Annotated in this window: 13 protein-coding genes; 10 read left to right on the top strand and 3 right to left on the bottom strand. The window is 55.0% G+C overall.

Annotated features, from left to right (window positions below):
• Positions 1-50 precede the first annotated feature (50 nt).
• The 4 genes from RR877_RS07950 (at position 51) to typA (ending at position 5,695) form a co-directional block, all read left to right on the top strand.
• Positions 51-980: an ABC transporter permease gene (locus RR877_RS07950; protein ID WP_277495193.1), complete on the top strand. Its 930-nt coding sequence runs from the start codon at positions 51-53 to the stop codon at positions 978-980.
• The gene (locus tag RR877_RS07945) at positions 970-1,911 is read left to right on the top strand and encodes an ABC transporter permease (protein WP_277495192.1); all 942 of its coding nucleotides are present in this window, start codon (positions 970-972) and stop codon (positions 1,909-1,911) included. Before RR877_RS07950 ends, RR877_RS07945 begins: the two co-directional genes overlap by 11 nt.
• On the top strand, positions 1,908-3,620 hold the full coding sequence (locus RR877_RS07940; protein ID WP_277495191.1) for an ABC transporter ATP-binding protein: 1,713 nt from the start codon (positions 1,908-1,910) through the stop codon (positions 3,618-3,620). Before RR877_RS07945 ends, RR877_RS07940 begins: the two co-directional genes overlap by 4 nt.
• A gap of 167 nt (positions 3,621-3,787) precedes the next feature.
• Positions 3,788-5,695, top strand: a complete 1,908-nt coding sequence (gene typA / locus RR877_RS07935; RefSeq protein WP_110233998.1) for a translational GTPase TypA — start codon at positions 3,788-3,790, stop codon at positions 5,693-5,695.
• A gap of 51 nt (positions 5,696-5,746) precedes the next feature.
• Here typA and efeB read toward each other — a convergent pair whose 3' ends face one another.
• Genes efeB through efeU form a run of 3 tightly spaced genes read right to left on the bottom strand, consistent with a single transcriptional unit; the run spans position 5,747 to position 9,085 of the window.
• Positions 5,747-7,042, bottom strand: coding sequence for an iron uptake transporter deferrochelatase/peroxidase subunit (efeB, locus tag RR877_RS07930; RefSeq protein WP_332551372.1), 1,296 nt, complete (start codon positions 7,040-7,042; stop codon positions 5,747-5,749).
• Between the two features lie 4 nt (positions 7,043-7,046).
• Complete coding sequence (gene efeO / locus RR877_RS07925; protein WP_332551373.1) at positions 7,047-8,210, bottom strand: iron uptake system protein EfeO; 1,164 nt, start codon at positions 8,208-8,210, stop codon at positions 7,047-7,049.
• Positions 8,211-8,263: 53 nt separating this feature from the next.
• Positions 8,264-9,085: an iron uptake transporter permease EfeU gene (gene efeU / locus RR877_RS07920; protein ID WP_280804803.1), complete on the bottom strand. Its 822-nt coding sequence runs from the start codon at positions 9,083-9,085 to the stop codon at positions 8,264-8,266.
• Between the two features lie 148 nt (positions 9,086-9,233).
• On the opposite strand from efeU, the gene RR877_RS07915 reads away from it, so the two are divergent.
• The 6 genes from RR877_RS07915 (at position 9,234) to RR877_RS07890 (ending at position 13,971) form a co-directional block, all read left to right on the top strand.
• On the top strand, positions 9,234-9,656 hold the full coding sequence (locus RR877_RS07915) for a hypothetical protein (RefSeq protein WP_332551375.1): 423 nt from the start codon (positions 9,234-9,236) through the stop codon (positions 9,654-9,656).
• Between the two features lie 40 nt (positions 9,657-9,696).
• Complete coding sequence (gene fdxA / locus RR877_RS07910) at positions 9,697-10,014, top strand: ferredoxin (protein WP_110233995.1); 318 nt, start codon at positions 9,697-9,699, stop codon at positions 10,012-10,014.
• Positions 10,015-10,019: 5 nt separating this feature from the next.
• Positions 10,020-11,123 (top strand): succinyldiaminopimelate transaminase, encoded by a 1,104-nt coding sequence (gene dapC, locus RR877_RS07905; protein ID WP_332619124.1) that lies wholly within the window; start codon positions 10,020-10,022, stop codon positions 11,121-11,123.
• A 102-nt stretch (positions 11,124-11,225) separates the two neighbouring features.
• Positions 11,226-12,533 carry a citrate synthase gene (locus RR877_RS07900; protein ID WP_239406806.1) on the top strand — a complete coding sequence of 436 codons (1,308 nt, stop codon included), beginning with the start codon at positions 11,226-11,228 and terminating at the stop codon, positions 12,531-12,533.
• 86 nt (positions 12,534-12,619) lie between these two features.
• On the top strand, positions 12,620-13,120 hold the full coding sequence (locus RR877_RS07895) for a helix-turn-helix domain-containing protein (protein ID WP_277495611.1): 501 nt from the start codon (positions 12,620-12,622) through the stop codon (positions 13,118-13,120).
• On the top strand, positions 13,090-13,971 hold the full coding sequence (locus RR877_RS07890; RefSeq protein WP_277495612.1) for an IS3 family transposase: 882 nt from the start codon (positions 13,090-13,092) through the stop codon (positions 13,969-13,971). The genes RR877_RS07895 and RR877_RS07890 overlap by 31 nt, the downstream gene beginning before the upstream one ends.
• The last annotated feature ends 26 nt before the right edge of the window (positions 13,972-13,997 follow it).

The following is a 13,997-nucleotide window of genomic DNA, read 5'->3' as shown; positions in this document are numbered from 1 at the left end:
GGGGGTGGCCCCGCCCGGCGTCGCCACCCCTTACTTCTAAGCTGACAAACGTGTTTGGTTACATCATCCGCCGCATCTTGCAGGCGATTCCGGTCTTCTTCGGCACAACGCTGCTGATCTATTTCATGGTGTTCGCCATGCCTGGAGACCCCATCGTTGCCCTCTTTGGTGACCACGGCGTGAACGAAGCAGTCGCAGCACAGCTGCGAGCCAGGTACCACCTTGATCAGCCCTTTATCGTCCAGTACCTGATTTACATCGGTGGCATATTCCACGGTGACTTTGGTACGTCGTTCTCTGGTCAGCCCGTTGCTGACATTCTTGCCTCGACCTTCCCCGTCACCATTCGTCTCGCCACAATCGCGTTGTTTATCGAGATGGTCGTGGGTATTTCGGTCGGTCTGATTTCAGGTCTGCGCAAGGGCAAGCTCTTTGACGCCTCTGCACTTGTGGTCAGCCTCATCCTGATTTCACTGCCCATCTTCGTCATCGCGTTCGTGATGCAGTTGGTCTTTGCCTTAAACCTTGGATGGGCCCGGCCCACCGTCTCAGCGGAAGCAAACTGGAATGAGCTCATCCTTCCGGGAATTGTTCTCGCAACCATCAGCGTCGCCTACATCATCCGGCTGACCCGCTCTTCTGTCATTGAGACCGAGGGTCAGGACTTTGTGCGCACGGCCTATGGCAAGGGCCTTTCCCGCCGTCGCGTCATTGGTGTGCACATCCTGCGCAACTCTCTCATTCCCGTGGTCACCTATCTCGCAGTCGACTTTGGTGTTTTGCTGGTTGGTGCAACCGTGACCGAAGGTATTTTCAACGTTCCCGGTGTGGGTCGCACCCTTTATCAAGCCATCATTCGCGGTGAAGGACCCACTGTGGTTTCCTTCGTCACTGTCATGGTGCTGATCTATCTCGTCGTGAACCTCATAACGGACTTGCTGTATGCAGCACTGGACCCAAGGATTCGTTATGGCAAATAAGCCCACGCACTTCGTTGCCCCACTGGACGAGACTCCCATCTCCGCAGTGGACTCTGTCTCTGTTGATGAGAAGCCCAGTAACCTCTGGATCGATGCTTGGCGGGATATGCGCAAGCGTCCCATGTTCTACATCTCTGGTGTGCTGATTCTTCTGGTCGCTCTGGTGGCGATGTTCCCGGGTTGGTTTACCAACGTGTCACCAGACTCGAACTGTTTGTTGGCCAACAGCAACGCTGGCCCCACCGCAGGTCACCCACTGGGTTTCACTCGCCAGGGCTGTGACGTGTATAGCCGCATCATTCATGGCACCTCAACCTCCCTGTCGGTAGGCATCATCGTGACCATCATGACGGCGGTGCTGGGTATTTTCTTTGGCGCTTTTGCCGGTTTCTATGGCGGTTGGGTTGACTCCTTGCTCTCCCGTGCAGGAGACATCTTCTTCTCAATTCCCTACATCCTCGCTGCTGTGGTGATCATGTCGGTGTTCTCCAAGAACCGTGACGTCTTCGTCATTTCGATGGCGATCGGAATCTTTGCTTGGCCATCCACGGCACGTGTTCTTCGCGCTGAGATCCTGCGCGTCAAGAACGCTGACTTCGTCATGGCGTCAACAGCTATTGGTGTAACTCGCCTGCGTATTCTGTGGCGTCACGTCATCCCCAACTCGATTGCTCCCGTGATTGCGGTTACGACCATTTCGTTGGCAGCAGCCATCGTTGCGGAAGCAACGCTGTCCTTCTTGGGTGTTGGCCTGCCTCCCACATTCATGTCGTGGGGTAATGACATCTCTCAAGCACAGGGCGACCTCCGCACAGCACCACAAACCCTGATCTGGCCTTCACTGGCACTGTCCATCACTGTTCTTGCCTTCATCATGATGGGTGAAGTTATCCGTGATGCACTTGACCCTAAGGCGAGGGCATCACGATGAGCGAGAAAGAAACAGCTGTGAAGCCACTGCTCGAAATCCGCGGGCTCAAGGTCGAATTCCCCAACCAGAACGGTGCTGTGACCGCCGTTGATGGTGTTGACCTGACTTTGATGCCAGGACAAACTCTGGCCATCGTGGGAGAGTCGGGCTCGGGCAAATCAACCACTGCGCACGCCATCATCAACCTGTTGCCAGGCTCTGGCAAGGTTTCTGCCGGCAGCATCATCTTTGATGGCCAAGACCTCACCTCCATGAGTGAGAAAGAGCTGGAGAAGGTGCGTGGCCGCCAGATCGGTTTCGTTCCTCAAGACCCCATGTCGAACCTGAACCCCGTGTGGAGCGTGGGATTCCAGGTTGAAGAAACCATTCGCGCCAATGGTGTGGCAACGGGTAAGAAAGAGATTCGCGCCAAGGCTGTTGAGGTTCTCAAGCAGGCAGGTCTTGCCGACGCGGAGAAGCGTCTCAAGCAATTCCCACACCAGTTCTCTGGTGGTATGCGTCAGCGCGTGCTGATCGGTATTGGTCTTTCTGCCAACCCGAAGCTCTTGATTGCGGATGAGCCCACCTCGGCACTGGATGTCACCGTGCAGCGCACCATCTTGGATCACCTCGGTGAATTGACCCACGAGAAGAACACTGCCGTGATCTTGATCACGCACGACCTAGGTCTTGCTGCCGAACGTGCTGAGCAACTGGTTGTGATGTATCGAGGAAAGATTGTCGAGGCTGGTCCCAGCCGCGAAATCTTGGAGAACCCTCTCCACCCCTACACTCAGCGCCTGGTTGCCGCAGCCCCCAGCCTCGCTTCACGCCGTCTCAGTGCAGTCCAGAAGGCAGGCAAGGGAACAAACGAGTTCGACCTGGCAGCTGTTGCTGCACAGCGTGCTGCAGCAGCACAACCCACCGATATTGCCATTGAGGTCACTGACCTTTCCAAGAACTACACCATTCGTGGTGGTGGGGGACTGAAGAAGTCCAGCTTTGCTGCGGTGAAGGATGTGTCGTTCACAATTGCTCGTGGAACCACCACAGCATTGGTGGGGGAGTCGGGCTCAGGTAAGTCGACGGTGGCCAAGATGTTGCTGGGTCTGGAAAAGCCGACCTCGGGAGATATCTCGATTGACGGGCAGAAAGTCTCTGAGCTTTCAGCCAAGGGCCTGTTCGCACTACGCCGCCGGATGCAGCCAGTGTTCCAAGACCCTTATGGTTCACTGGATCCTCTGCGCAACATCTTCAACACCATTGCTGAACCTTTGGTGACCCATAAGGTGGGAACTCGTGCTGAGCGTCACGCTCGCGTGATGGAACTGTTGGATCAGGTCTCTCTGCCCCAAAGCATTGCCACGCGCTATCCCAATGAGCTCTCCGGTGGACAGCGCCAGCGCATCGCTATTGCGCGAGCACTGGCACTCAAACCCGACATTGTCATTCTTGATGAGGCTGTTTCGGCTCTCGATGTGTTGGTGCAGGCACAGATTCTTGCCCTGCTGCATGAACTGCAGCAGGAGCTTGGTCTGACCTATCTCTTCATTACGCACGACTTGGCTGTAGTTCGCGTCATTGCAGACAACGTCTGCGTGATGAATAAGGGTGAGATTGTCGAAGCTGCCTCTACGCAGGAAGTCTTTGACAATCCTCGTGAGGAATACACGAAGAAGCTGCTGGAAGCGATTCCTGGGGCTCATATCAAGCTCGGAGCCCAGGGCTAGTTCTTCCGCTGACAAGTCCGCAGAATCAGGGAAACTACAGCCCCTGCGGTATGCTTGAATTGCTCGATTTACCCGGCATTGCACACCTGTGGTGCCGCTGGTTTTACTTTGTCGGGCAATCACTTCTAACCAACGATGACCTTGTTCGGTCATCGAGAGGATTTTTCATGGCGCACGCCCTCCGCTCAGACCGCCGCAACGTTGCAATCGTTGCCCACGTTGACCACGGTAAGACCACGCTTGTAGATGCAATGCTCAAGCAGACCAACTCGTTCGACGCCCACTTTGCTGGCGAAGACCGCATGATGGACTCCAACGACCTCGAACGCGAAAAGGGCATCACCATCCTCGCGAAGAACACTTCTGTGTCCTACGAGGGAAAGCACGCCGACAACGGCCCCATCATCATCAACGTGATTGACACCCCTGGCCACGCCGACTTCGGTGGCGAGGTGGAGCGCGGTCTGTCCATGGTGGACGGTGTTGTTCTTCTCGTTGACGCATCTGAGGGTCCTCTTCCTCAGACTCGCTTCGTTCTGCGTAAGGCACTGGAAGCAAAGCTTCCCGTCATTCTTCTGGTCAACAAGACCGACCGTCCCGATGCTCGTATCGATGAGGTTGTCGGCGAAAGCCAGGACCTGCTTCTTGGTCTTGCTTCCGACATGGCCGATGATGTTCCTGACCTCGACTTGGACTCGATCCTGGACGTTCCTGTTGTTTACGCTTCTGGTCGTGCCGGTGCTGCCAGCCACAACAAGCCTGAGAATGGCTCACTGCCTGACAACGATGACCTCGAGCCTCTGTTCGAAGCCATCTTGAAGCACGTTCCTGCTCCTTCCTATGATGACGCTCACCCTCTGCAGGCGCACGTGACCAACCTGGATGCCTCGCCATTCTTGGGTCGTCTTGCACTGCTGCGTATCTTCAACGGCAACATCAAGAAGGGCCAGCAGGTTGCCTGGGTCAAGAGTGATGGTTCCGTGGCGAACGTGAAGATCACTGAGCTTCTCATCACCAAGGCGCTGGAGCGTTTCCCCACTGATGAAGCAGGTCCTGGTGACATCGTAGCTATCGCCGGTATTGAAGACATCACCATTGGTGAAACCATTGCGGATCCCAACGACATTCGTCCGTTGCCCACCATCACCGTGGATGACCCCGCAATCTCGATGACCATTGGAACCAACACCTCGCCCATCGTGGGCAAGGTCAAGGGCCACAAGCTCACCGCTCGTATGGTGAAGGACCGTCTGGACCGCGAACTCGTCGGTAACGTCTCCATCAAGCTGGTCGACATCGGTCGCCCCGACGCCTGGGAGATCCAGGGCCGTGGTGAACTTGCTTTGGCCATCCTGGTTGAGAACATGCGTCGCGAAGGTTTCGAGCTCACCGTGGGTAAGCCACAGGTAGTGACCAAGAAGGTTGACGGAAAGGTTCACGAGCCTTTCGAGCACCTCACCATCGATGCTCCTGAGGAATACCTTGGTGCTGTGACTCAGCTCCTCGCTGCTCGCAAGGGTCGCATGGAGTCCATGACGAACCATGGCACCGGCTGGGTTCGTATGGAATTCATCGTTCCGTCACGTGGCCTGATCGGTTTCCGCACTGAGTTCATGACCATTACTCGTGGTGCTGGTATCGCCAACGCTGTGTCTCACGGTTATGAAGCTTGGGCTGGTTCCATCGTGACCCGCACCAACGGTTCGATCGTTGCTGACCGTGCCGGTGTTGCCACTCCATTTGCCATGGTTGCGCTGCAGGAGCGTATGAGCTTCTTCGTGGAGCCCACTCAGGAAGTGTATGAAGGCATGGTTGTCGGCGAGAACTCACGTTCTGAAGACATGGATGTCAACATCACCAAGGAAAAGCAGCTGACTAACATGCGTCAGTCCACCTCGGACAGCTTTGAGCGCATGACTCCCTCACGCAAGCTCACCTTGGAAGAGTGCCTTGAGTTCGCCCGCGAAGATGAGTGTGTTGAGGTTACCCCTGAGCACGTGCGTATTCGCAAGGTTGAGCTGGACGCGAATGCTCGTGCCCGCTCGGCTAGCCGCTTGAAGAAGCAGAACGAGTAACTTTTACTCATTTTTACCTAGAGTGCCCAGCTTCGGCTGGGCACTCTGTCGTTAACTCAAAAACAGGCTGGCACCCACAAAACTTCCGGGTTGAGCTCCCGGTGGAATTGCCCATAATCCGGAGCCTACGTGCTTGACATATTCGTTCATCCGGTCATTCTTGGCGAGATTGTTCTGCACGGTAATGAAGTTCTGTGGGTCATTCTGGAAACTAATGAAAAACAGTCCAGCATTGAGTCGGCCTAACGTGTCATTTCCATCAACGAAGTTATAACCACGTCGAAGCAAGGTGATGCCGTTGTTGTGGGCAGGGGCTGCTAGGGACATGTGCGAGGTGGGGTCGATAAGTTGTTCCCCTGCCGTATTTGTCTTCTCGAAATCAGCGGCAGCAAACTCAGTGCCCCCAGACAGTGGGCCGCCCTCGTTCTTGGTGCGACCAAAAACAGTTTCTTGTTCACGCAGGGCAGCACGGTCCCAGGTTTCAAGTGTCATTTGAATACGACGTGCAACCAGGTATGTTCCGCCATCCAGCCAGGCTGGTTGGCTACTGATCCAGACGAATCTGTTCACGCTGGCGGAGTCTTCCGCTTTGATATTGTTCGTGCCGTCCTTGAATCCGAACAAATTACGTTCCGTCTTCTGGGCTGTGCTCGTAGAGGAGGTGCGACCATAACCCAGCTGTGACCACTTCAGCACTGCACGACCAAAAGCAATGCGAGTGAGGTTACGGATGGCATGAACAGCAATCTGTGGATCATTGGCACAGGCTTGGATGCACAGATCCCCATCGCTCATCCCGGCATCGAGGTCATCGCCTGGGAAGTGGGGGAGCTTCTTCAATTCAGCTGGTTGGCGAGAAGCAAGACCGAAGCGGTCTACGCCGTTGCCATCGACAAATAAGGTGGGTCCAAATCCGAACGTGATGGTCAGGCCCGAGGTGGCCAAGCCCACCGTCTCACCCGTGTCTTCGGGTGGTGCATCGTAGTTAGCCACACCTGCGCCGTATTCGCCAATTTCTTTTCCTGCAGTCATCGCTGCAGAGGCAACGGTCCAGTCTTGGAGAAGCTCGATCACATCGGCCCGGGTCATTCCTGGTGCGATATCAAAGGAGGCAAAATGCAGGCGGTCTTGTGCGGGTGTGGTCACACCTGCTTGGTGTGCGCCATAAAAGTTATACGACAGATTCCCGGGATGGGGAGCCGTTGACATTGCCCGCACCACTTGGTCACCGGCAACACCGATGCCAATGCCCGCCAGCCCAGCACCTGCGAGCCCGAGCAAGCCACGTCTAGAAATCTGAATTTCAGATTTCTCTTCTTCGCGTGGTTCGGATTTCTTCCGCGGCATAAAGTTACTTCACTAACGCAGCTGTGAGTTGATTGAGAGGCTCAGCCAATGCGTTGACTTGATCAGCTAACGCTTTGGTCTGAGCAGAGCTCAAGTCGTTGTAGTAGGTGAAACCGTCACCGACACGTTGAGCATCGAGGAGAGCTTGGAGTTCGGAAAATTCCTCATCGAGTTGTGAAGCAAGTTCAGGTTTTTTCTTCACCAGAATGTCTCGAACTCCGGCATAGAGTACCGCTGCACCGTCCACATTTGCTTGGAAGTCCCAGAGGTCAGTGTGGGACCAGATTTCTTCTTCGCCGGTTACTTTGCCGGTGGCGACTTCATCCAACAGTCCAATTGCGCCGTTCGTGAGCTGCGTGAGATCAAAAGTGAGATCTTGAACATTGGACTGCAAGGTGAGGGTGTCCGTCACGAGTAATTCGGCAAGGCGCTCGCGCTTTGCCTGGTCATAAGTCTGGAAACCAGCATCAGCATCCTGGGGCCAGAGGTCCTTTTCGATGGCATGCCATCCGGTCCATTCCTGTCCCTCTTCTAAATCAGCTTCACGTAAGTCAAGTTTGGGGTCGAGGTCTCCAAAAGACTCAGCGACTGTTTCAACTCGTTCCCAGTGCATGCGTGTGGGGGCATAGAGCGAACGCGCGAGATCTAGGTCACCTGCGACATAGCTGGCCGCAAATGCTTCTGTTTCTGCGGTGAGCAAATCGATCTCATTACGCACATAGGAGGCATAGTTTGCCGCGGCGGTATCTACCAGTGCTTGCGTGTCTGCGCTCAGGGCAAACTCGGCACCTGATTCGGTGACGGTGAACACCGCATTTCCAATACCTGCACCTGCCCCACCTGGCTTACACACGGTGTAATAGGTACCAGCCGAAGCTTGGATGAGAAGGTTTCGACTCAATCCAGGACCGATGTTTTCTACTTCGCCGACGACACGCATGCCATCGTTTGCGAGGATGTAGAACTCGGTGGTGACATCACCTGAGTTCACCACTTCAAACTGGACTGTCCCTGATGGAGCCTCCGTGGCACTGAGGGTGCACTCTGTCGCTGAACTTGTAACACTGATGGCTTCGCCAGCGGTTGGGTTATTGAGGACGCATCCGGTCAAGCCCACAGAGAGGGTGGCAACTATGCCCAGTGCGGTGGAGGTGTGTAAAAGAGTCATGTCCTGTTTCTGGGTATGGCAAAGCTGACCCCGAAGGGTTAGTGCGGGTGAAATTAGGCGGAAACGGGCTTCTTACTGCTGCGAATCATGCGCAGGAAGAGAAGTCCGACGATGATGACAAAGAGCCACCACGCGCTGAATTCAAGCCATGACGTTACAGGGCGAAGGTTGAAGGTTCCGCGGAGAAGCACAGCCCACCAGCTTTCTGGGGGAAGTACTGAACTGAAATCGTAAGCAATGTCGTCTTCACCGGGAAGAACATGTGCTTCTTGAAGATCGTGGATGCCATAGCTGAGTACTCCAGCGGCAACGATGATCAATAGCCCACCGGTCCAAGCAAAGAATTTGGAAAGATTAATCTTGACCATTCCGCGGTAAATCAAGTAGCCCAGGGCGATAGCAATCGCGATACCGATGAGTGCGCCGAGAAGTGGCACTGCATCCACACCAGATGCGCGGACTGCAGCCCAAATGAAAAGTGCAGTTTCCAAGCCTTCACGAGCAACGGCTAGGAAAGCCACAATGGCTAGACCCCACCCGCCCATAGTGAGACTCTTGTCAACGTCGGCCTGTAGGTGTGACTTGAGGTCTTTAGCAGTCTTTGCCAGCCAGAAAATCATCCAAGTGATAAGTCCAACCGCGAGGATGGAGAGAACTCCACCAATGAGTTCCTGCGCTTCGCTGGAAAGGCCGTAGGTGCCAAAGGTCAAGACAACACCAGCGATGAGGGAAAGGGCTACTGCGGCCAACACACCTGCCCACATTTTGGGGAGGAGGTCACGGCGGTCGAGCTTGACCAGGTAGGCCACCAGGATGCCGACAATCAGCGAGGCTTCGAGGCCTTCGCGGAGACCAATGAGCAGGTTTGCGAACATGTCACACTTTCTCGGTACTTATTAGTTAGGTATGCCTAACTTAGGTTAACCTTACTTAGGGAACCCTAACCTCGTCAAGGCTGACATATCCGCCCCATGGAAATAATCATACGGATACGAACGAAATTGAGCTAGATACACTGGATAAATGTCAGAAATAGCGCCACAACGCCCCCTTCGCACGCGTCTGCTCTTGAGCGCTGGTGGCTTCCTCCTGGGGTTGTTTGTGGGATCTGTGACCACCGTGGTTCACCAAAGCGTGATCACAATTGCCGAAGTGGACATGCCCTGGGGATTGATTCTGGGGGTGCTGGTGGTAACCGGTTTCTTAGTGGGACTGCGCATCGTGGTACAGGACCGTCTTGTTGTCCTCGTTGCCGCACTGGGACTCGTTGCCATGGTCTTTATGCTCAGCCAGGCCAGCACTGGTGGATCTGTACTCATTCCCAATAACCTCTGGGGCACCATCTGGGCGATTGCGCCCACACTGATTGCCACCATCGTTGTGGCATGGCCTCGCTTGCCTCAGCGTCACCGTGGCGCGGACAACGGCACTGCCGTAACCGCATAAACTTGTCTCAAGTACAGTCCCTTCCTGAAGGAGTAACAAGTTGACCTACGTCATTGCCCTGCCATGTGTAGACGTCAAGGACCGTGCCTGCATCGATGAATGCCCCGTGGACTGCATCTACGAAGGTGACCGTATGCTCTACATCCACCCTGACGAGTGCGTCGACTGTGGTGCGTGTGAACCTGTCTGCCCTGTTGAAGCCATTTACTACGAAGATGACCTGCCTGAGCAGTGGGCTGACTACTACAAGGCCAACGTGGAGTTCTTCCAGGAGATTGGTTCTCCCGGTGGCGCAGCCAAGGTGGGCGTCATCAAGGGTGACCACGCTGTCATCACTGCTCTTCCACCCCAGGCTTAAGTTTCATGCTCACCGAGCTGCCTGAATACCCGTGGGATGCCATGGCGCCCTATGTGGCGAAGGCGAAAGCTCACCTAGGTGGTGCCATTGATCTCTCCATCGGTTCACCGGTAGATCCCACCCCTGCGGTTATTCGTGACGCACTGGCCAAGGCCACTGACTCTCACGCCTACCCAACCACGATGGGCACCCCTGCCCTGCGCGAAGCGATTGTGGAGTGGTTTGCTCGTCGTCGCGGTGTGACCGGGCTTGGTGTGGAGAACGTGCTTCCCACCATCGGTTCCAAAGAGTTCGTAGCATGGCTGCCCTTCATGCTGCGTTTGGGCCCTGGCGATGTGGTGGTTCACCCCACCGCTGCCTACCCCACCTATGACATCGGGGCACGGATGGCCGAGGCCACCCCGTTCCCCTCTGACGATCCTGCCGAATGGCCGGAGAACACCAAGCTGGTGTGGCTCAACAGCCCCGGAAACCCTGATGGTCGTGTGCTCGATAAGGAACAGCTCAAAGCTCGCGTTGAGCGCGCCCGAGAACTCGGTGCCTACATCGTCGGAGACGAATGCTATGCCGAGCTGGGCTGGTCTGGTCGTTGGGAAAACGAACCCATTCCATCGCTTATTGACCCAGAAGTGACCGGGGGAGACCTCACCGGAATTCTCACCGCCTACTCTCTGAGCAAGCAGTCCAACCTAGCTGGATACCGTGCAGCAGTTGTTGCCGGTGATGCCGAGTTGATAGCTCAACTCACGAACATTCGTAAGCACGCGGGCATGATGCAGCCAGGCCCCGTGCAAGCGGCCATGGTTGCTGCCCTAGCTGACGATGCCCATGTGTCCGCGCAGAAAGAGCTCTATCGCGCACGCCGCGACCTGCTCATTCCTGCACTGAATTCTGCTGGTTACCGCCTCGATCACAGCGAGGCAGGTCTCTACCTCTGGGCGACCGAAGGTGTGGATGCGTGGGCGTCGATTGACAAGCTTGCGGGCTTGGGAATCATTGCCGGCCCTGGTGTTTTCTATGGAGATTTCTATCCCCAGCACGTGCGCCTGTCGCTGACTGAAACCGATGAGCGTATTGCTGAGGCCGCTCGTCGCTTAATGAGTGTGTAATAACAGCACTTTTTGCCAATAGGCTTGGATAATTCAGGGAATTCCGACACAACGGGGCTCCTTGAAACCCTCTCACCCAGACAGTATCCACAAGGAGTCTTCGTGACTGAAGCCACTAATTCAGTGCCCACAGGCGACGTAGTTTCACTCACCTATGGCGGAAAGACCGTTGAACTTCCGGTCCTTCGTGGAACCGAGGGTGCTCCCTCCATCGATTTGTCCTCGCTGACCAAGCAGACCGGTCTCACTGCACTGGACTATGGCTTCGTTAACACCGCTTCCACCAAGTCGAAAATCACCTACATCGACGGTGAGCAGGGAATTCTGCGTTATCGCGGTTATCCCATCGACCAGGTGGCCACCAACCTTAACTTCCTGCAGACCGCATACCTGTTGATCCACGGTGAAGTTCCTACTCAGAACGAGTACGAGAACTTCGAAGACAAGATCCGTATGCACACCCTGCTGCACGAAGACCTCAAGGACTTCTTCTCTGGTTTCCCTCGTCGTGCACACCCCATGCCTGTTCTGTCTGCTGGTGTTTCTGCGCTGTCTACCTACTACGAAGACTCCCTCGACCCCAACAACGCAGAACAGGTTGAGACCTCGACCTACCGCCTGTTGGCCAAGCTTCCCGTGATGGCTGCCTACGCTCACAAGAAGAGCATCGGTCAGGCTCGTCTCTACCCAGACAACTCCCTCTCCTACGTAGAGAACTTCCTGCGCCTGACCTTCGGTAACAAGGCTGAGCCTTACGTTCAGAACCCTGTCGTGGTCAACGCTCTTGAGCGTCTGCTCATCCTGCACGCAGACCACGAGCAGAACGCGTCCACCTCGACCGTTCGTCTCGTCGGCTCCACCGACGCCAACATGTTTGCCTCTGTTTCTGCCGGTATCAACGCACTGTTCGGACCTCTTCACGGTGGCGCCAACGAAGCTGTGCTCACCATGCTCGGTGAAATCCAGGCTTCTGGCGAATCCGTCTCGAAGTATGTCGAGCGCGTCAAGAACAAGGAAGACGGTGTCCGCCTGATGGGCTTCGGACACCGCGTCTACAAGAACTACGACCCTCGTGCACGTCTGGTCAAGGACACCGCAGATGAGGTACTCGCAGCTCTCGGTGTGAATGACCCACTGCTGGGCATCGCCAAGGAACTCGAAGGCATCGCCCTCGAGGACGACTACTTCAAGGAGCGCAAGCTCTACCCCAACGTCGACTTCTACACCGGCGTCATCTACAAGGCCATGGGTTTCCCCACGCGCATGTTCACTGTGCTCTTCGCACTGGGACGTCTGCCTGGTTGGATCGCTCACTGGCGCGAGATGAACCTCGACCCTCAGACCAAGATTGGTCGCCCACAGCAGCTCTACATCGGCGAGCAGCAGCGTAACCTTCCTGGCTTCAACTAGTCAGTACAGAAAGCCCCTCGACTGTGAACTGAACCCCAAATGTTGGACTCGTAATAGAGAGTCCTTAACAGGAGGGGTTCAGTTATATGGGCCAACAATCACCACATTCGTCAGATATTAGACGTCAGGCTGCGGAGCTTTTTAGTACGGGCTTTGGCTACAAATCTGTTGCTTCTAAACTTCGTATTTCTGTCACAACGTCTCGGGTTTGGCGTGATAAACATGCCGCAGGAACGCTCCTAGGCTTGGGTGTTATGGGAAACAAATCGTATCCGGTTGAGTTGAAAGTCGCCGCGGTTGAGGCTTTTCTTGCTGGGTTGTCAACGACGGAAGTTGTTGCCCGTTTCAATATTTCGAATCGAAGTATTTTCAATAAATGGGTGGCAATTTATCGTGTTGACGGCCCGGACGGTTTGAAGCCCAAGCCTAAGGGACGTCGAGCGAAGGCAGTGAATTCGGGGTCGGAGACACTGGAGGAAGAAGTCTTTCGACTGCGTCTGGAGGTTGCCGTTCTAAAAAAACTCGAGGCTCTAATGATCGAGGACGATCCACGGTTTTGGGAAAAGCCGCCATCGTCGAATCATTAGAGCATGAGTTTCCTCGCACATTGTTGCTAGAAGCGGTGGGGTTATCTGCTTCTTCTTTCTACTATCACCGCAGCAAACCTGTCCGGGCCGATCACTACAGTCAGGCGCGTTCTCTGATTACGGGGAAGTATTCGGACGGCTTCTTACGTGTTTATGGTTATCGCCGTATTCGTAATGATTTTGTGAAGGATTATGGGATGCGCATTAGTCCAAAGACGGTGTTGAAGTTGATGCATGAAGAAGGGCGGCTCAGTCGTATTCGGAAGAAGAAACCGTATTCTTCTCACCGGGGTGAGCAGGGTCACACGGCAGAGAATGTTGTCGCGAGGAACTTTGAGGCTTCTAAGCCGCAACGCAAGTGGGTCACGGACGTGACGGAGTTTTATGTGTTGGGGCAGAAACAGTATCTGTCTCCCGTGGTTGATTTATTCAACCGGGAAGTGATCTCCTACGCCCTGGCCCCCACGCCGACGATGGGGCTGGTCACGGCCATGCTGGAGAGGGCATTCACACGTCTTGAACCTGGGACAGGGTTGGTGATGCATTCGGATCAGGGCTGGCATTACCGCCACCGTTCCTATCAACACGCTTTGGCTTCAAGGGGAATCATTCAGTCGATGTCTCGCAAGGGCAACTGTCATGACAATGCTGTTGCAGAGAATTTCTTCAGCCACTTCAAAGAAGAATTCCTCCGGCAAAACACGTTTTCGAGCATGGCCGAGTTCACGATGAAACTTGATCGGTGGATTCACTGGTTCAACCATGAACGCACGCAAGAAAAGTTGAAGGGATTGAGTCCGGTTGACTACCGGACCCAATCCCTTGCAAACTTAGAAACGGCTCCCTATTAGAACTCCAACTTTTGGGGTTCAGTTCA

It is taken from the genome of Aurantimicrobium sp., assembly GCF_036667855.1.
GTDB lineage: Bacteria > Actinomycetota > Actinomycetes > Actinomycetales > Microbacteriaceae > Aurantimicrobium.
The sequence above is the reverse complement of the archived record's forward strand: the minus strand, read 5'-3'. Positions and strand labels throughout refer to the sequence as shown.

Bases quoted from the DNA above. Each gene is read 5' to 3' on its own strand.
- RR877_RS07915 (WP_332551375.1), top strand. From the start codon at position 9,234: ATGTCAGAAATAGCGCCACAACGCCCCCTTCGCACGCGTCTGCTCTTG.
- RR877_RS07895 (WP_277495611.1), top strand. From the start codon at position 12,620: ATGGGCCAACAATCACCACATTCGTCAGATATTAGACGTCAGGCTGCG.
- efeO (WP_332551373.1), bottom strand. From the start codon at position 8,210: ATGACTCTTTTACACACCTCCACCGCACTGGGCATAGTTGCCACCCTC.
- efeU (WP_280804803.1), bottom strand. From the start codon at position 9,085: ATGTTCGCAAACCTGCTCATTGGTCTCCGCGAAGGCCTCGAAGCCTCG.
- RR877_RS07940 (WP_277495191.1), top strand. From the start codon at position 1,908: ATGAGCGAGAAAGAAACAGCTGTGAAGCCACTGCTCGAAATCCGCGGG.
- efeB (WP_332551372.1), bottom strand. From the start codon at position 7,042: ATGCCGCGGAAGAAATCCGAACCACGCGAAGAAGAGAAATCTGAAATT.
- typA (WP_110233998.1), top strand. From the start codon at position 3,788: ATGGCGCACGCCCTCCGCTCAGACCGCCGCAACGTTGCAATCGTTGCC.
- dapC (WP_332619124.1), top strand. From the start codon at position 10,020: ATGCTCACCGAGCTGCCTGAATACCCGTGGGATGCCATGGCGCCCTAT.
- RR877_RS07945 (WP_277495192.1), top strand. From the start codon at position 970: ATGGCAAATAAGCCCACGCACTTCGTTGCCCCACTGGACGAGACTCCC.